13 protein-coding genes and 1 riboswitch are annotated in these 18,041 nt (G+C 62.7%); of the genes, 3 read left to right on the top strand and 10 right to left on the bottom strand.

Features of this window, described 5'->3' with window-relative positions; translation table 11 throughout:
* From HWX91_RS06410 to HWX91_RS06375, 8 genes are all read right to left on the bottom strand, one after another.
* A complete protein-coding gene (locus HWX91_RS06410) occupies window positions 1-918 on the bottom strand; it encodes an ABC transporter permease subunit (protein WP_028198548.1) in 918 nt (305 codons plus the stop codon).
* Between the two features lie 6 nt (window positions 919-924).
* Window positions 925-1,935, bottom strand: a complete 1,011-nt coding sequence (locus HWX91_RS06405; protein ID WP_028198547.1) for an ABC transporter permease subunit — start codon at window positions 1,933-1,935, stop codon at window positions 925-927.
* A gap of 132 nt (window positions 1,936-2,067) precedes the next feature.
* A complete protein-coding gene (locus tag HWX91_RS06400) occupies window positions 2,068-3,696 on the bottom strand; it encodes an ABC transporter substrate-binding protein (RefSeq protein ID WP_028198546.1) in 1,629 nt (542 codons plus the stop codon).
* A gap of 205 nt (window positions 3,697-3,901) precedes the next feature.
* Complete coding sequence (locus HWX91_RS06395) at window positions 3,902-5,545, bottom strand: ABC transporter substrate-binding protein (RefSeq protein ID WP_028198545.1); 1,644 nt, start codon at window positions 5,543-5,545, stop codon at window positions 3,902-3,904.
* A 314-nt stretch (window positions 5,546-5,859) separates the two neighbouring features.
* Entirely contained in the window at window positions 5,860-6,690 is an 831-nt protein-coding gene (gene metF, locus HWX91_RS06390) for a methylenetetrahydrofolate reductase [NAD(P)H] (protein WP_028198544.1), read from the bottom strand.
* Between the two features lie 11 nt (window positions 6,691-6,701).
* On the bottom strand, window positions 6,702-7,055 hold the full coding sequence (locus tag HWX91_RS06385; RefSeq protein WP_028198543.1) for a phage holin family protein: 354 nt from the start codon (window positions 7,053-7,055) through the stop codon (window positions 6,702-6,704).
* Between the two features lie 155 nt (window positions 7,056-7,210).
* Window positions 7,211-8,632 (bottom strand): adenosylhomocysteinase, encoded by a 1,422-nt coding sequence (gene ahcY, locus HWX91_RS06380; protein WP_028198542.1) that lies wholly within the window; start codon window positions 8,630-8,632, stop codon window positions 7,211-7,213.
* 33 nt (window positions 8,633-8,665) lie between these two features.
* Window positions 8,666-8,802: riboswitch (S-adenosyl-L-homocysteine riboswitch) on the bottom strand.
* 19 nt (window positions 8,803-8,821) lie between these two features.
* Window positions 8,822-9,592 (bottom strand): glycosyltransferase family 2 protein, encoded by a 771-nt coding sequence (locus HWX91_RS06375; RefSeq protein WP_028198541.1) that lies wholly within the window; start codon window positions 9,590-9,592, stop codon window positions 8,822-8,824.
* 182 nt (window positions 9,593-9,774) lie between these two features.
* On the opposite strand from HWX91_RS06375, the gene HWX91_RS06370 reads away from it, so the two are divergent.
* Complete coding sequence (locus HWX91_RS06370; protein ID WP_028198540.1) at window positions 9,775-10,740, top strand: LysR family transcriptional regulator; 966 nt, start codon at window positions 9,775-9,777, stop codon at window positions 10,738-10,740.
* A gap of 153 nt (window positions 10,741-10,893) precedes the next feature.
* On the opposite strand, the gene HWX91_RS06365 is transcribed toward HWX91_RS06370, so the two are convergent.
* The gene (locus tag HWX91_RS06365) at window positions 10,894-12,639 is read right to left on the bottom strand and encodes an OmpA family protein (protein WP_028198539.1); all 1,746 of its coding nucleotides are present in this window, start codon (window positions 12,637-12,639) and stop codon (window positions 10,894-10,896) included.
* A 172-nt stretch (window positions 12,640-12,811) separates the two neighbouring features.
* Window positions 12,812-14,461, bottom strand: a complete 1,650-nt coding sequence (locus tag HWX91_RS06360; protein WP_028198538.1) for a GMC family oxidoreductase — start codon at window positions 14,459-14,461, stop codon at window positions 12,812-12,814.
* Window positions 14,462-14,769: 308 nt separating this feature from the next.
* On the opposite strand from HWX91_RS06360, the gene HWX91_RS06355 reads away from it, so the two are divergent.
* Both HWX91_RS06355 and HWX91_RS06350 read left to right on the top strand, forming a co-directional pair.
* Entirely contained in the window at window positions 14,770-16,455 is a 1,686-nt protein-coding gene (locus HWX91_RS06355; RefSeq protein WP_028198537.1) for an isovaleryl-CoA dehydrogenase, read from the top strand.
* Window positions 16,456-16,543: 88 nt separating this feature from the next.
* A complete protein-coding gene (locus HWX91_RS06350) occupies window positions 16,544-17,962 on the top strand; it encodes a coniferyl aldehyde dehydrogenase (RefSeq protein ID WP_028198536.1) in 1,419 nt (472 codons plus the stop codon).
* Window positions 17,963-18,041: the final 79 nt, after the last annotated feature.

Below are 18,041 nucleotides of genomic sequence, written 5' to 3'. Positions count from 1 at the left end.
TCAGGCCATCCGTTTCAGTTTGGGATCGAGTGCGTCGCGCAGCCCGTCGCCGAGCAGATTGATGGCGAGCACCGAGATCAGGATGGAAAGACCCGGCATCGTGACGATCCACCAGGCGCTGTCGATATAGTCGCGCGCCGAGGCCAGCATCGCGCCCCACTCCGCCGACGGCGGTTGCACGCCGAGACCGAGGAAGCCAAGCGCCGCGGCATCGAGAATCGCCGACGAAAAGCCCAGCGTAGCCTGCACGATCAACGGCGCGGTGCAGTTCGGCAGCACTTGCGAGAACATCAAGCGCAGCGTGCTCGCGCCTGCAACACGCGAAGCCGTCACATACTCTTTCTGCAATTCGCCCTGCGCCGAAGCACGCGTCAAACGCACATAGCCCGGCAACGCGACGATCGCGATCGCCAGCATCGTGTTGACGAGACCCGGACCGATGATCGCGACCACCGCTACGGCGAGCAGCAGCGAGGGCAACGCGAGCAGCACGTCCATGATGCGCATGATCGGCGTGTCGGCCCACTTCTCGAAGAATGCCGCGATCAGACCGAGCACGATGCCCGGAATCAGCGCCAGCACCACCGAGACGAAGCCGATCCAGAACGACAGACGCGCGCCGTACATCAGGCGCGAGAGGATGTCGCGGCCCGCTTCGTCGGTGCCGAGAATGAACTTCCAGTTGCCGCCGTCGAGCCAGGCGGGCGGAATCTTGACGAAGTCGCGATACTGCTCGATCGGGCTATGCGGCGCGATCAACGGCGCGAAGATCGCGATGAAGATCAACCCCAGCACGACGATGCCGGCGGCGACCGCGCCACGGTTACGTGAGAAATTCGCCCAGAATTCACGGGCGGCTATTGCGCGGCCACTGGGTGGCGTGACCGACTGGGGGACTGTGTTTTGAATGTCTGCCATGGCCAGTTACCTCGTATGGCGAATGCGCGGGTTCAGCACGCCGTACAACAGATCGACGACGAGGTTCACAACGATCACCAGCGTAGCGATCATCAGGATACCGCCCTGCACCACGGGATAATCACGCCGGCCAATCGCGTCGATCAGCCACTTGCCGATACCCGGCCACGAAAACAGCGTCTCGGTCAGCACCGCACCGGCCAGCAGCGTGCCGACCTGCAGGCCGATCACGGTCACGACCGGAATCAGCGCGTTACGCAACGCATGCACGATGATCACGCGCGCGGGCGACAAGCCTTTCGCGCGCGCCGTGCGGATGTAATCCTCGCGCAGCACTTCGAGCATCGACGAACGCGTCATGCGCGCGACGACCGCCAGCGGAATCGTGCCGAGCACGATGGCCGGCAGAATCAGATGGCTGAGCGCGGATTTGAATGCGCCTTCATCGGTGGACATGAATGCGTCGATCAGCATGAAGCCGGTCACATGCGGAATGTCGTATTCGACCGCGATGCGGCCCGACACCGGCGTCCAGCCGAGATCGACGGAGAAGAACATGATGAGGATCAAACCCCACCAGAAGATCGGCATCGAGTAGCCGGTCAGCGCCGTGCCCATCACGCCGTGATCGACCACCGTGCCGCGCCGGAGCGCCGCGAACACGCCGGCCGGCAGACCGACGATCAGTGCGAACAGCATCGCGCAGATCGACAGTTCGATGGTGGCCGGAAAGCGTGCGAGGAATTCGCCCATCACGCTCGTATTGGTGATGATCGAGGTGCCGAGGTCGCCGTGCAAGGCGCGGCCGACATAGTGGATGTACTGCATCGGCAAAGACTCGTCGAGTCCGAGACGATGCAGCGCGGCGGCATGCATGGCGGGATCGACGCCGCGCTCGCCCATCATCACTTCGATGGGGTCGCCCGGGATCAGGTGAATCAGCGCAAACGCGAGGATCGTGATGCCGATGAAGGTCGGTATCACCATGCCGATGCGGCGCAAAACGAAGCGGAACATGGTTCGTCCCTATGGTCTTGATGAAGAAAAAACGCAACCGGCGACGAGGGCTTGTGACCCCGGCCGCCGGACCATTTCGACCAGTTTTCTAACCGTGCGAAAAGCTACTGCGTAAGCTTGACTGTAGTACCTTTACTTGACGCTGACGCCGTCGAAGCGCGCATAGCCGAGCGGCTCGATACGCATGTCGATCACCTTCTTGCTGACAGGCTGGTACACGGTGGAGTGAGCGATCGGCGAGAACGGCAGTTGCTGCGCGAAAATCTGCTGCGCCTGCATGTAGGCCGTCGTGCGCGCACCCTGATCGGACGTGACGCGTCCCTTCTGGATCAGATCGTCGAACGGCTTGTAGCACCACTTCGAGAAGTTGTTGCCGTTCACCGCTTCGCAACCGAGCAACGTGCCGAGCCAGTTGTCCGGATCGCCGTTATCGCCGGTCCAGCCAATCAGCATCGTGTCGTCTTCGCCTGCGTGAGCGCGCTTGATGTATTCGCCCCATTCATACGTGACGATCTTCGCCTTCACGCCGATCTTGGCCCAGTCGGCCTGGATCATTTCCGCCATCAGACGGGCGTTCGGGTTGTATGCGCGTTGCACCGGCATCGCCCACAGCGTGATGTCGAAGCCGTTCGGATAACCGGCCTTGGCCAGCAGCGCTTTCGCCTTATCCGGATCGTAGGACGCGCCCTTCAGGTTTTTGTCGTACGACCATTGGGTCGGCGGCATCGGGTTCGTCGCGGCCTGGCCTGCGCCTTGATACACCGACTCGATGATCGCCTTCTTGTTGATCGCCATGTCGAGCGCCTGGCGCACTTCGACCTTGTCGACCGGCTTGTGCGACACGTTGTACGCGAGGTAGCCGAGGTTGAAGCCCGGTTGCGACGGCATCGCGATATTCGCTTCAGCCTTCAGCGGCGCGATGTCGGCCGGCCGCGGATAGCTCATCACCTGGCATTCGTCGCGCTTGATCTTCTGCACGCGCACACCGGCGTCCGGCGTGATCGAGAAGATCAGCTTCGAGATCTTCACGTCGTTCGGCTTCCAGTAATCCGGATTGCCGTCGAAACGGATCGTCGCGTCTTTCGTGTAGCTGCGGAAGATGAACGGGCCGGTGCCGACCGGGAACTGGTTGATGTCGGCGGCCTTGCCGGCCTTCAGCAATTGATCGCCATACTCAGCCGATAGAATCGACGCGTATTCCATCGCCATGTTCTGGATGAACGGCGCGTTGACTTCCTTCAGCGTGAACTTGACCGTGTACGGATCGACCTTTTCGACGCTGGTGATCAGCTTGTCGAGGCCCATGTCCGTGAAATACGGGAATTGAACCGGGTATGCCTTACGGAACGGCTGATTCGTGTCCAGCATGCGCTGGAACGTGAACACGACGTCGTCCGCATTGAATTCGCGCGTCGGCTTGAAGAACGACGTGGTCTGGAACTTCACGCCATGACGCAGATGGAACGTGTAGGTCTTGCCATCGGCGGAAACGTCCCACTTTTCGGCAAGGCCAGGCTCGACCTTGGTGCCGCCGCGCTCGAATTCGACGAGACGGTTATAGACGGTAAACGTATTCGCCGTGAAATCGGTACCCGTGGTGTATTGGGCCGGATCGAAACCCGCGGGACTGCCTTCTGAGCAGTAAACCAGGGTTTTATTCGGAATCTCGGCACGCGCGACACTTGCGCCCACCATCGATGCCGCTGCAGCTGCGACGAGCGTCGTAACACGCGCGGCGCGCAACAGATTGTTTTGCTTCATGTTTCCTCCAGGTTCGAGGCCGGCTGACGCCAGCGTAGCGCGATATTACTTGAGCTTGGCTCGCACCAACAAGCGGAGGAAAATACCCCCGTTGACGATAGGAAACAGATAAGGCATAAGAACGGCCGCACGCCGGCACTGGCCGGAACGTGCGGCGTTGGAGGCGGACCCGGCAAAAAAGCGCTCCGCGGACCGTTGCCGGCGGCTATTTCAGGCCGACACCCATGAATTGCGTCGGGCCGAACGGGTCGATCCTGAAGCCCGTGACGTCCTTGCTGATCGGCTGGTAAACCGTGGAGTGGGCGATCGGCGTGAACGGAACCTGCTGCTTGAAGATCTCCTGCGCTTCAATATAGTCCTTCGTGCGCTCAGCGAGATCGGTGGTGCCACGCGCTTTCCTGATCAGGTCGTCGAAAGGTTTGTAGCACCATTTGGAGAAATTGCTGCCCTTCACCGCATCGCAGCCGAGCAACACGCCAAGCCAGTTGTCAGGATCGCCGTAGTCCCCCGTCCAGCCGATCAGGATCGCCTCGTGCTCGCCAGCATGGGCGCGGCGGATGTACTCACCCCATTCGTACGTGGCGATCGTCGTCTTGACGCCGATCTTCGCCCAGTCGGCCTGCAGCATCTCAGCCATCAGGCGGGCGTTCGGGTTGTAGGGCCGCTGCACCGGCATGGCCCACAGCGTCAGGTCGAAGCCGTCCGGGTAGCCTGCCTCTTTCAGCAAGGCCTTGGCCTTGTCGATGTCGTAGGGCGCGTCCTTCAGGTTCTTGTCGTAGCCCCATTGGGTCGGCGGCATGGGATTGGTCGCGATTTGCCCGGCGCCCTGATACACCGACTCGATGATCGCTTTCTTATTGACCGACATATCCAGCGCGCGTCGCACCAGCACGTTGTCGAGCGGCTTTTTCGTCGTGTTGTAGCCGAGGATGCCCAGGTTGAAGCCCACCTCGCTCGGCATGGCCAGCGCAGGGTCGGCCTTGATCTGCGGAATGTCCGCGGGACGCGGATAGCTCATCACCTGACATTCGCCGCGTTTCAGTTTCTGCAACCGCACCGCGGGATCCAGCGTGATCGAAAAAATCAGCTTGCCGACTTTCACGATGCCCGGTTTCCAATAATCCGGATTGCCGTCGAAGCGAATCGTGTCGTCCTTGGTGTAGCTGCGGAAAATGAAAGGTCCGGTGCCGACCGGATATTGGTTGATATCGGCGGCCTTACCGGCCTTGAGTAGCTGATCCGTATACTCCGCCGACAGAATCGATGCGAACGGCATCGCGATCTGCTGCAGGAACGGTGCATCGACCTCTTTTAGTGTGAAACGCACCGTGTACGGGTCCAGCTTCTCGACCTTGGCAATGTTCTTTGCCAGCCCGAGATCGGCGAAGTAGGGAAACGGCACCGGGTACGCCTTACGGAACGGCTGGTCCGGATCCAGCATCCGCTGGTAAGTGAAAACAACGTCATCCGCATTGAATTCGCGAGTGGGCTTGAAGAACGCGGTGGTCTGAAACTTCACGCCGTGCCGCAGGTAGAACGTGTATTGCAAGCCGTCCTGCGACACATCCCATTTCTCGGCGAGGCCCGGTTCGATATCGGTACTGCCGCGCGCGAATTCGACAAGACGGTTATAGACCGTGTACGAAGCGGCGGTAAATTCAACGCTGGTGGTGTACTGCGCGGAATCGAAACCGGCCGGACTGCCTTCGGAGCAGAACACGAGGGTTTTGTCGGGCAAGCTGGCCGCGTCGGTGGCGGCCGGCGCGAGGCCCGCCGCGAGGACCGCGCACGCGCTCAGGACTGGCAGGAAGGTATGGCGAACTGCAAACAGCAATCGATGTACTGTCATCACGTTCTCCGCACAGCAGCCAGGTCAGCTGCACCCCGATCATAGATAGCGCAAAAATCGGCTTCAATGCGGGCTTACACGACAGAGGGGAAAACGCCTGGCGGCGCACATTTACTGCGATACAGCAAATACTTCATAGCGGCCTCACGCCCGGGATTTTCTGTACGCGATGGTTACGTGGCCTAACCGTGCGAGATAACTCGGCGAGACTGCCCGGTGCAAAAAAAAACCGCGCGGTTGATCGAACCGCGCGGTTTTTTACAACGCTGCCTGGTCAAGCTTCAGGCTTCAGGCTTCAGGCGGCCGCCCGGACATCAAGCGCCCAGCCGTTCGCAGATGGCCTTGGTCGCCGCCGCCCCATTGAGCGTGTAGAAGTGCAGACCCGGTACTTTCGCGTCGATGAGACGCTGGCACAGGTCCGTCACCACATCCAGCCCGAACGCGCGAATCGACTCGCGGTCGTCGCCGAAGCTTTCCAGACGGCGCGCGATCCAGCGCGGCACTTCCGCGCCGCACATCTCCGAGAAACGCATCAGCTGCGAGAAGTTCGTGATCGGCATGATGCCCGGCACGATCGGCACGTCGACGCCAAGCTTGCGCGCGTCGTCGACGAAACGGAAATAGGCGTCCGCGTTGAAGAAATATTGCGTAATCGCCGAATTAGCGCCTGCCTTCACCTTGTGGGCGAAATTTTCCAGATCGTGACGCGGCGAGCGCGACTGCGGGTGGTACTCCGGATAGCCGGCCACTTCGACCCAGAACCAGTCGCCAAACTCGGCGCGAATAAAGCTCACCAGTTCCGACGCATAGCGCAACTCGCCGACTTCGCCCATACCGGACGGCAGATCGCCGCGCAGCGCGACGATATGGCGGATGCCATGCGCGCGATACTCGTTCAAGATCGCGCGCAGGCTCTCTTTCGACGAGCCGATGCACGACACGTGCGGCGCCGCTTCGAGCCCTTCCTTCGCCATATCGACGACGGTATCGAGGGTGCCCTGTTGCGTCGAGCCGCCGGCGCCGAACGTGACGGACACGAACTTGGGCTTGAGTGGCGCAAGCTGCGCGCGGGTGGCGCGCAGCTTGTCGACGCCTTCCTGCGTTTTCGGCGGGAAGAATTCGAATGAAAGTTCGATCGGGTTCATGATTCAGTAGATCAACCGATGCTGCGGTTGCCGAAAATAAGCGCGGACAGCAGCCACGAAACGATGCTGTACAGAATCGAACCGAAGAACGCGGACCAGAAACCCGACACTTCGAATCCCTTCAACAGCGACGCGCACAGCCAGAAGCACAGCGCATTGACCACCAGAATGAAGAGTCCGAGCGTGACGATCGTGACGGGCAGCGTCAGCAGAATCAGCACCGGTCGCAGGATCGTGTTGATCAACCCGAGCACCACCGCGACGATCAGTGCGGTGCCGAAACTGCGGATATGAATCGACGGTACGAGGTAGGTGATGATCAGCAGCGCGAGTGCGTTGATCAGCCAGGTCAGCAGCACGGTCATGTAGAGCTCCTTTGAGGCAGGATGTCCGTTTGAACGGAACGAGGCGGGCATGGCGAACAAAGCGGCGCTTTGCGCGCCGCCCTGTTGTCAAACTGTCATGCGTTGAAACCGCCTGCGTGCTTAATATTAGCTGGAAGCGGTTACCTGACCGCTACTTAGTAACGGTAGTGGTTCGGCTTGAACGGACCGTTCTTGTCGACGCTGATGTAGTTCGCCTGGTAGTCCGACAGCACCGTCAGTTCCGCGCCGATACGGCCCAGATGCAGACGCGCGACCTTTTCATCAAGGTGCTTCGGCAGCACATAGACCTTGTTTTCGTACTTGTCGCCGTGCACGAACAGTTCGATCTGCGCGATCGTCTGGTTCGTGAACGAGGCCGACATCACGAACGACGGGTGACCGGTCGCGCAACCCAGATTCACGAGGCGCCCTTCAGCCAGCAGGATCACGCGCTTGCCGTCCGGGAAAATGATGTGGTCGACTTGCGGCTTGATGTTTTCCCACTGGTACTTGCGCGTCGACGCCACGTCGATTTCCGAATCGAAGTGACCGATGTTGCAGACAATCGCGTTGTTGCGCATGGCCGCCATGTGATCGTGGCCGATCACGTGGTAATTGCCCGTTGCCGTAACGAAAATGTCAGCCTTGTCGGCGGCATATTCCATTGTCACCACGCGATAACCTTCCATCGCGGCCTGCAACGCGCAGATCGGATCGATTTCCGTGACCCACACCGTGGCGCCCAGACCGCGCAGCGATTGCGCGCAACCCTTGCCCACGTCGCCGTAACCGGCCACGACCGCGATCTTGCCCGCGATCATCACGTCGGTCGCGCGCTTGATCCCGTCGACCAGCGATTCACGGCAGCCGTACAGGTTGTCGAATTTCGACTTGGTGACCGAATCGTTCACATTGATGGCCGGGAACGGCAGGCGCCCTTCCTTTTCCATCTGATACAGACGATGCACGCCGGTCGTGGTTTCTTCCGTCACGCCCTTGATGTGCGCGAGACGCGTGGAATACCACACCGGGTCTGCGTCCAGATGACGGGCGATCGACTTGTACAGCGCGACTTCTTCTTCGTTTTCCGGCTTCGAGATCACCGAACGGTCTTTCTCGGCCTTCGAGCCGAGGATCAGCAGCAACGTGGCGTCGCCGCCGTCGTCGAGGATCATGTTGGCGAATTCGCCATTCGGCCATTCGAAAATGCGGTGCGAGAATTCCCAGTATTCGTCGAGCGATTCGCCCTTGAAGGCGAACACCGGCACGCCCCCCTCCGCAATCGCGGCGGCTGCATGGTCTTGCGTCGAGAAGATATTGCACGAGGCCCAGCGCACATCCGCGCCGAGTGCCGTCAAGGTTTCGATCAGCACGCCGGTTTGAATCGTCATGTGCAGCGAACCCGCGATGCGCGCGCCCTTCAGCGGCTGCGAGTTCTTGTATTCCTCACGCGTTTGCATGAGACCGGGCATTTCGGTTTCGGCGATGTTCAGCTCCTTGCGGCCCCAGGCTGCAAGCGACATATCGGCGACGAGGAAATCCTGCTTCTTGTTTGAATCGAGAACTGCGGCGTTCATCACGCCCTCCTTTCTAAAAAATTGACTAGAAATTTGACGTGAGCGCGGTTCGATGCGGTGGCTGGAAACGCGCAATGCGCATCCTGGCCATCCGATTGAAGCCTCCGAGCCTGGCGGGCGGCCGGCGAATAGCTGGATTCGCAGTACCCGTCGCAACGCTCCTCGAAGACGAACGGCGATTGTAGCAAATCAAGATGGCTTCGGGGTGACGCTGGCCGTGCGCAATTGTTCGATTCCCGCGCGGGCGGTTTCGACGAACTGCCTCGAAAACCGGAATGCTTCGGCCACATCGGCTGGGTCCGGAATCTGCATGCCCAGCGCGACACGGAAATAACGTTCGGCGTGAATCCCGGCGTGATAGTGCATGCGCACGCGCTTTGCATCGGTCAAGCGCCGGTTGCCGAAAAGCTCGCGCAACGCCCACGAAAACGCGCCGTCTTCGCCGCCGATGCGGCGAAACGCGTCATCCATCGGAAAGCCACCGAGTGCAGCGTACGCCGCGCGGCGGATGATCAGGCTGCTCGGCACGGTATTGCTAAGCGTTGCAGCGTGCATCGCGAAGTCGGGATGGCCGGTGAGTTCGGCCGGAAAGTCCGTGTAGTCGACGTCGAGCCGCACGGAGACGTCGTGCGGGTTCTGCGCGAGAAACGCGCTCGCGGCGGCTAATGCGCCAGGCAGGTATTCGTCGTCGGCATCGAGGAAAGCGAGCAGACCGTGAGCCGCATGCATCGCGCCCCAGTTGCGCGCGCGGGCCGGGCCGCCGTTGTGCGGCATCCGCAATAGACACACGCGAGGGTCGAGATTCCCATAGCGCACGGCCAGGTCGGCGGAGCTATCCGCGGAGCCATCGTCCACCACGATGATCTGCGCGGCTTCCGGCTGAGCGAGGCAACTCCGGAGTGCACGGGCGAGTGTCGCTGCGCCGTTGTAGCAGGGAATGATGATCGAGATGGGTGTCATGGACAAAGCGGGCGCTGCGGGCCGAACGGTAGAGAAACCGTCGATAGTAGCCCGCTTGTGGCGAAGCCCATCCTGGAAAGGCTGCAGCCCCGGACACCCCCGAATGGACCGCTCCGCAACATAAATACAATGACTTACAATCCTGAAATTCATTCCAAATTGGAATTCTGGAGCTTGAGATCGTGGAACTACGTGCGTTGCGGTATTTCGTCGAAGTAGTCCGTCAACAGAGCTTCACCGTCGCGGCCGAGCAGATGTTCGTCACGCAGCCGACCATCAGCAAAATGGTCAAGTCGCTGGAAGACGAAATCGGCTCGCCGCTGCTGTTGCGCGACGGGCGGCAGATGGTGCTGACCGATGCCGGCCGGATCGTCTATCAGCGCGGTCAGGACGTGCTGGCGGCGCACGCGCAGTTGCAGGCCGAACTGAACGATCTCGACACGCTCGGCCGTGGCGAGTTGACCATCGGCATTCCGCCGATGGGCGGCTCGCTGTTCACGCCGGCCATCGCCGCGTTCCGTCAGCGCTACCCAAAAATCGAACTGAAGCTGTTCGAGCAGGGTTCGCGCGCGATCGAAACCGCGCTGATCCACGGCGAGCTGGAATTAGGCGGCGTGCTGCAACCGGTCGACCCGGAAAACATCGAAGTGCTGCCGATGACGCGGCAATTGCTCTGGCTGGTCGCGCGTACCGGCTCGCGCTGGGACGACCTGCACGAAGTGCCGCTCGCCGCGCTCGCCAACGAGCCCTTTGTGTTTTACGGCGAGAGCCTCGCGCTCAACGATGTCGTGCTGAATGCATGCCGCAGCGCCGGCTTTGCACCGACCATTGTCGGGCGCAGCGGGCACTGGGATTTCATGGCGGCGCTGGTGCTGGCCGGCGTCGGGATTGCGCTGTTGCCAGCGCCGTATTGCCGGCGCCTCGACGCGGCGCAGTTTACTTGCCGGCCCGTGGTGGAACCGGAAATTCCGTGGGAAATGGCGATCGGCTGGCGCCGCAACGGCTATCTGTCGCACGCGGCTCGCGCCTGGCTGGACGTGGCTCGTGAGACGCTGCCGGGCCAAGCCGGCGACGATTTCATGCTGGGACCGGGCATCGGCATGAGCGGCATCGCGGCGCCTGTTCAGACGCCGCCGTCACGCGTGTAGCCACTGCAAACGCGCCCGCCGCCCATGCAGCCGGTCAGACGACAACATGCCGCCGGCACGAGGCGGGCGGCATGTTTTTCAGGTTCACCTCAGCGGCTCACCCGGAACGGGTAACGTTAATCGCGAACGCTCAACGAACACCGTCACACGCCGTTACTGCCGCGCGACAAACTCGATGCGGCGGTTGGCAAAACGGCCGCTCGCCGTGTCGTTGCTCGCAACCGGATGCGCGTCGCCGTAACCTTGCGCGACCAGCGAATCCGCCGGCACGCCGGTCTTCACGAGATACGCGCGAACTGCTTCGGCGCGCTTCTTCGACAGTTGCAGATTGGCTTGCGCGCCGCCGACATTATCCGAATAGCCGGCCACTTCGAGCCTGGCCGTCTTGCCGTTGCGCGCACAGGCGTTCAGCACCTGCGCCGACTGATTCAGATCTTCAACCGCCGAGGCCGGCACACGGGCACTGGCGCTCGCGAAATTGATCACCTGCAGATTCAGCACTTTGACGACGTCCGCCGCCGCGCACGAGCTATCCGGCGTGAGCAGGTTCTTGATCGCGCCGCGGAAGTTCTCGGTTGCGTTGGCGACGGCCTGTTCGACGTTGAACGAACCGATCTGATACGACGCCCCAAACAGCGACTTCAGCTTGTCGAGCCAGCCGAGCTTCGCATTTGCCGCGCTGCCGCTCAGTTCGATGCGCGCACCGTCCACTTTCACCTCGGCGCCCGGCAATGCCATCAGCGGCAGCAAGCCGTCCAGATGAGCGAGCCAGTCGGCCGGCCTCGTGTCCTGATCGACCGTGATGTTCGCGACGAAACCATCCGTGCCGAAGCGCTTTGTGAGCGCCTCGATCAGCTGGTTCTTCTCGGCTTCGCTGCCGACCGTGCTGGTAAGCGTCGGTTTGCCGGCAGCGTCGACTGTGAAGCTGAGCTGGCTGTCGCTGGTCGGCGCCGGCGCGGCAGCGGGTTGCTGCGCTTCGCTGGCGGCGCTGGCTTGAGTCGCCGAAGTAGCCGAAGCCGCCGCAGCCGACGCTGCGACCGGTGCGGACGCGGGCTGCGCGGGCTGCGCGGTTGCAGCGGCTTGCTCGCCGCTGCGCTCGCTGCTTTGTTCGCTTCGTTGCCCGTCGCGTTGCTCATTGTGGCAACCGCGCAGGAACAGGAACGCCAGTACCGCGGCAATCGCCGCGAGCAGCCACCACAGCCCCTTGTGCGAGCGGCGCTCTTCACGCACCACGGCGTCGGCCGGCACGCGGACGTTCGGCAAGGCCTCAGCCACCGGCCGGGCCGCAGGCGTCGGATGATCGATATGCGACGAGACAGCTTTCAACTGCGACAGGATATTGCCGGTGAACGCGCCGAGTCCGCTCAGGCCAAGGCCGGTCATCAGACGGTCGTTCAGGTACGGCGCAATGGCCGGCAGTTGATGACCCAGCAAGGTCGGCAGTTGGCCGACGTTGCCCTGACCTTCGAGGAAATGCTGCTTCAGCAGACCCAGCAGCGTGGCGCCGACGATACCCGTCATCGCATGCGTTGCATGCGCGGGCACGCCGGTTTGAGCGGCCACTTCATCGCTAAGCGTATCGACGCGGCGGTCGAGCGCGCGCTCGAGCAACTGGCGCCCCACGCCTTCGAGCTGGCTCACGCCGGTGGTGCTGCCGATCAATTGCGGCAACTGCTCGGCGATGTGGCCGTTCACCTCAGGCGAGAGGATCGTTGCGAACAGCGAACGCGCGCCGTCGAGCGTCGCGCCCTTTTGCATCAGCCCGGCGACCAGCGCAGGGCCGGTTGTCGCAAGCACCTTCTGGGTCGCATCCGGTGGCAGCCCGAAGCGGGCCGCCAACTGTCGCACGACCCCGTCCGTCAATGCGGACTGAATCAGCTGAATCACATTGATACTCATCGCTTCGCTTCCTTGAGTTCCCGAACGCATCACCTGACGCGCTCTTTTTCGCGGCGCGATTATAGGTTTGGGGAAATCTCATAAACGAAGTGACACAATTTATGACGAATTAGCCGACGTTCGCCTAAATATTCTTGTATTTACAACCCAAATTAGGGCGATTGATGCGACATCAAGCCGCCACGCCTGCGACGCCGGGCGATGCCATTGCGGGCGCCGTTTGCCCCTCGCGCCGGCTCGCCGCGATCAGTTCGGCCGCACGCTCGCCGATCATCACGGTCGGCGAGTTCGTGTTGCCGCCGATCAGCGTCGGCATTACGGACGCATCGACGATCCGCAGTCCCGTCACGCCGCGCACCCGCAACTGCGGATCGACCACCGATCGCGCATCGCCGCCCATCCGGCACGTCGCTACCGGGTGATAGATCGTGTCGGCATGTTCGGCGATGGTCTGCCGCAACGACTCCTCGCTCTGGCCGGAATGCGTGTAGAGCTCCTTGCCGCCGTGCAGCGCCAGCGAGGGCGCGTCGAGAATGCGCCGCGCCATCTGCGCGCCTTCCACCAGCAGATCGAGATCGCGGGAGTCGCTGAAAAACCGCGGGTCGATCACCGGCGCGGTGCGCGCGTCGGCGCTCGCGAGCGTCACCGTGCCGCGGCTATGCGGCCGCAACACGCACACGTGCAGCGAATAGCCGTGGCCCCAGTGCATATGGCGGTTATGGTCGTCGACAATCGCCGCGCAGAAATGCAGTTGCAGATCCGGGCGATCGAGCGTCGGACGGCTCTTCAGGAAACCGCCGGCTTCGGCGACATTGCTCGACAACATGCCGGTTCCATGCCGCATGAAGGTCACGAATTGCGGCAGCATCCGCGCGATGCCACGAATCGAAAAGCCAGTCGGCTCAATCGACGACACCCGTTTGTTGATCGTGAAGTCGACGTGATCGATCAGATTCTGGCCGACCTCGGGCGCGTCATGCAGCACGGGTATGCCCAGCGATTGCAGATGCGCCGCCGGGCCGATCCCCGAGCACATCAGCAATTGCGGTGAATTGAACGCCCCCGCCGCCAGCACGACTTCGGCTCGCGCTTCCAGGGTTTCCGTACGGCCGCCGCGCACGATTTCCACGCCGCTTGCGCGTTTGCGATCGAAGGTCGCGCGCAGCACCGTCGCATCGGCGATGGTATGGAGATTGGGACGCTCGCGATCGTAGACATAGGCGCGCGCGACGCTGCAGCGTCGTCCGTCGCGCTGCGTCACCTGATAGAAGCCCACCCCTTCCTGATCCGCGCCGTTGAAGTCGCTATTCGGCTTGTAACCGGCTTCCATCGCGGCCTGCACGAAACGCTTCGAAAACGGATTGCGGTAACGCAGATCGGACACCGTCAACGGACCGTCGGCGCCGTGCCACGCATCGGCGCCACGCTCGTTGCCCTCGGCGCGGCGGAAATACGGCAGCACCTCGGCCCACGACCAGCCTTCGCAGCCGAGTTGCGCCCATTCGTCGTAATCGAGCGGATGGCCGCGCGTATAGATCATCGCGTTGATCGCGCTCGACCCACCGAAACCGCGCCCGCGCGGCTGATAGCCCTGGCGGCCGGCGAGCCCCGGCTGGGGCGTCGTCAGATAGCCGTAGTTGGTCTTGAGTTTGTGCGGCACGACGACCGCCACGCCCACCGGCATGTTCACGAACAGATTGCGGTCCGTATGCGGTCCGGCGTCGATCAGGGCGATCGTCGCGTCCGGGCAGCTATCCGCCAGACGGCTCGCGAGCGAACAGCCGCCCGAGCCCGCACCGACGATGATGTAGTCGTATTGCATCCGCGCCTCCTGTTGGGACCGCATTGCTGGCGGCTCCTGTCTCGTGCACACTTGTCTACGTGTGTTTCATCGGCATTGTAGGGAGCGTTCGGGCGCGGCGGCGGGTTCCTGTCAGAGCGATCCCTCTAAACGAAAAGACGCCCGCGACCCTATGATGAAAGACGCGCATGCGCCCGCCAGGCCGCTGCGCACGGCATTCAAACACGGCGCCCCGCGCGCCGTCCTCTGAGCGTGCGGCACGACACGCCGCGATAAAACAGCCCGCTGTCGCAGAGCGACGGCGCGCATCCGGTGAACGGAGACAGCAGATGGAACGGCATAGCTTCGGCCCCACCCACGACGTGACGAATCAGGCGCCGCCGCTCGCGAACTACAACCTGTTTGCGAGCGACGTGGCGTTGTCCGCCGCCCTCGACCGCGACGGGGCCGCGTGGCATCGTGAGGCGTTGCAGCGGCACGGCGCGGCACTCACCACACCCGAGACACTCGCGCTCGCCGAACTGGCGAACCGCCACACACCCGAGCTTTTCACGCACAGCCCACGCGGCGAACGCATTGACGCACTGGAGTTTCATCCTTCGTGGCATACGCTGCTGTCGCTGTTGCGTCGTGAAGGCCTGCATGCGCTGCCGTTTTCGGATCCGCAAGCCGGCGCAATGGTTGCGCGCTGCGCAGGCTACTTCCTGCATGCCCAACTCGAATCAGGCTCGCTCTGCCCGCTGACGATGACCTTCGCCAGCATCCCCGTTCTGCAACGCGAACCCGCGTTGTTCGACACCTTGCGCGACAAGCTTTACGCCCGCGAACACGATCCCCGCGACGTGCCGCTCACGCAGAAAAATTCGGCGATGATCGGCATGGGGATGACCGAAAAACAGGGCGGCTCGGACGTGCGCAGCAACCAGACCCGTGCGTACGCCACGCGCGGCAGCGGCCGTGGCGCGGAATACCGCCTGGTCGGCCACAAATGGTTTTTCTCCGCGCCGCAATGCGACGCGCATCTGGTGCTCGCCCGCACCGACGACCACGAAGGCCTCTCCTGCTTCTTCGTGCCGCGCTTCGCACCGGACGGCAGCAAGAACGCCGTGCAGATCCAGCGTCTGAAAGACAAACTCGGTAACCGTTCGAATGCCAGCAGCGAGGTCGAATTCTTCGATGCGTTCGGCGTCATGATCGGCGACGAGGGCCGCGGCGTGCCGACCATCATCGAAATGGCGAACTACACGCGGCTCGATTGCGTGATCGGCAGCGCGGCCTTGATGCGCGCGGCGCTGGTGCAGGCGATTCACCATGCGCGGCATCGCAGCGCCTTCGGCCGGCATCTGGCCGATCAGCCGCTGATGCGTAACGTGCTCGCCGACCTTGCCTTGGAATCGGAAGCCGCGACGATCCTGTTCATGCGGCTCGCGCGCGCTTTCGAAGCGTCGGCGGATGCTTCGGCGGCCGCGCCCGCCGAGCGCGCATGGCGCCGGATCGTCACGCCGGCCGCGAAGTACTGGGTCTGCAAGCGCGCGCTGGAATTCACCGGCGAGGCGATGGAAGTATGGGGCGGCAACGGCTACGTCGAAACCGGCCCGATGGCGCGCTTCTATCGTGAAGCCCCGGTGAATTCGATCTGGGAAGGCTCGGGCAACGTGATGTGTCTCGACGTGCTGCGCGCCATGGAGCGCGAGCCCGACGCGGCGCAAGCCCTGTTCGCCGCCTGGCAAGCGGATGCGCACGGGCACCCCGCTTTGAGCGCCGCACTCGGCAAGCTCGCGACCACGCTCAGCGGCCCCGCCGAACATCGCGAAGGATCCGCGCGACGGATCGCGCAGCAGATCGTGCTGATCGCGCAAGCCACCTTGCTGCTCAAGCATGCGCCGCCGGAAGTCGCCGAGGCCTTCATCGCAACACGTCTCGGCGACGGCTGCGGCGAGAGCGGCCGTGTGTACGGCACGCTGCCGGTGACGTTCGACCATGCGGCAATCATCGAAAGGGCATTTCCCGCCTGAAGCGAAGCGGACCGCCCGGCACCAAACCGACAACATATCAATAAGCGCGACTCAACGCGCACCGTTATCCATCAGGGAGTGGACATCCATGAAGAACGATTTACCCGAAGTCGCCGCGCTCGAAGCGCTGCTACGCGATCAACGCCATGCGTATTTGCGCGCGCCGTATCCGTCGTGGGAAACCCGTGCGGGACATCTGAAAGCGCTGCGCAAAGTCATGCTCGACAATCGCGATGCACTCGCCGACGCGATGAGCGCCGACTTCGGCAATCGCGCGAAACAGGAAGTGCTGCTCGCGGAATTCCTGCTGGTGAAAGAGGAGATCGACGCCGCGCTCAAACACGGCAAACGCTGGATGAAAGCGCAGCGCCGCAGCACCAGCAAATGGCTGATGCCGGCGCGCGCGAAAGTCGTGCCGCAGCCGCTCGGCGTGATCGGCATCATCGTGCCGTGGAACTATCCGGTGCTGCTCGCCGCCGGTCCGCTGATCAGCGCACTGACGGCCGGCAATCGCGCCATCATCAAGATGTCCGAATTGACGCCACGCACCTCGGCGCTGTTCGAGCAACTGATCGGCCAGACCTTCGCTCGCGAACACGTCGCCGTGGTGAATGGCGACGCCGCATTCGCCGCCGCGTTCAGCTCGCAACCGTTCGACCACCTGCTGTTCACCGGTTCGACCAAAATCGGCCATGAAGTGATGCGCGCCGCCGCCGAACATCTGACACCGGTCACGCTCGAACTCGGCGGCAAATCGCCGGCCATCATCGGTCAGCACGCGCGCTTCGACAACGCGGTGGACAACCTCATCGCCGGCAAAACGCTCAACGCGGGCCAGACCTGCGTCGCGCCGGACTACGTGCTGGTGCCCCGTGGCAAGGAGCAGGCGTTCATTGAACGGGCGCGCGCGCGAATGGCGAAGGTGTACCCCGATTTTGCGCACAACCTCGATTACACATCGATCATTTCGGAGCGGCACTTTGCGCGCTTGCAGCGCCTTGCCGACGAAGCACAGGCCGCCGGCGCGCAGCTGCACACGCTCACCGACAGCACGCCGGACGAGGCAAGCCGCCGCTTCCCACTGATCGCCGTCACGAATGCCCCGGAAGAGAGCGCGTTGATGCAGGAGGAAATCTTCGGCCCGCTGCTGCCGATCGTCCCCTACGACACACTCGACGACGCGATCGCGTGGATCAACGCGCGTCCGCGTCCGCTCGCGCTGTATCTCTACGCCGACGACAGCGCGACGATCGAACGCGTCACACGCGACACCATCGCGGGCGGCATGGCGATCAACGAAACGCTGATGCATCTGGCGTGCGAAAGCCTGCCGTTCGGCGGCGTCGGTGCAAGCGGAATGGGGGCGTATCACGGCTACGAAGGCTTCGTGAACTTCTCGAAGATGAAGCCGGTGCTGACGCAAGCGCGCCTGAATGCGCGCGGCTGGATCTCGCCGCCGTACGGCAAGCGGGTGAACGCGCTGCTGAAGTTGATGCTGCGGTTTTGATGCGACGGGCGGCCGGGGACGGCTGTCCGGGCGACGGGCGGCCGGGGCCGGCTATCCGGGCGACGGGCGGCCGGGGTCG

This window comes from Paraburkholderia fungorum (assembly GCF_902833645.1).
GTDB classification, from domain to species: Bacteria; Pseudomonadota; Gammaproteobacteria; order Burkholderiales; family Burkholderiaceae; genus Paraburkholderia; species Paraburkholderia fungorum.
This window is presented reverse-complemented; position numbering and strand designations above follow the sequence as displayed.

Bases quoted from the DNA above. Each gene is read 5' to 3' on its own strand.
- HWX91_RS06365 (WP_028198539.1), bottom strand. From the start codon at position 12,639: ATGAGTATCAATGTGATTCAGCTGATTCAGTCCGCATTGACGGACGGG.
- HWX91_RS06405 (WP_028198547.1), bottom strand. From the start codon at position 1,935: ATGTTCCGCTTCGTTTTGCGCCGCATCGGCATGGTGATACCGACCTTC.
- HWX91_RS06385 (WP_028198543.1), bottom strand. From the start codon at position 7,055: ATGACCGTGCTGCTGACCTGGCTGATCAACGCACTCGCGCTGCTGATC.
- HWX91_RS06395 (WP_028198545.1), bottom strand. From the start codon at position 5,545: ATGACAGTACATCGATTGCTGTTTGCAGTTCGCCATACCTTCCTGCCA.
- HWX91_RS06410 (WP_028198548.1), bottom strand. From the start codon at position 918: ATGGCAGACATTCAAAACACAGTCCCCCAGTCGGTCACGCCACCCAGT.
- metF (WP_028198544.1), bottom strand. From the start codon at position 6,690: ATGAACCCGATCGAACTTTCATTCGAATTCTTCCCGCCGAAAACGCAG.
- HWX91_RS06360 (WP_028198538.1), bottom strand. From the start codon at position 14,461: ATGCAATACGACTACATCATCGTCGGTGCGGGCTCGGGCGGCTGTTCG.
- HWX91_RS06350 (WP_028198536.1), top strand. From the start codon at position 16,544: ATGAAGAACGATTTACCCGAAGTCGCCGCGCTCGAAGCGCTGCTACGC.
- HWX91_RS06400 (WP_028198546.1), bottom strand. From the start codon at position 3,696: ATGAAGCAAAACAATCTGTTGCGCGCCGCGCGTGTTACGACGCTCGTC.
- ahcY (WP_028198542.1), bottom strand. From the start codon at position 8,632: ATGAACGCCGCAGTTCTCGATTCAAACAAGAAGCAGGATTTCCTCGTC.
- HWX91_RS06375 (WP_028198541.1), bottom strand. From the start codon at position 9,592: ATGACACCCATCTCGATCATCATTCCCTGCTACAACGGCGCAGCGACA.
- HWX91_RS06355 (WP_028198537.1), top strand. From the start codon at position 14,770: ATGGAACGGCATAGCTTCGGCCCCACCCACGACGTGACGAATCAGGCG.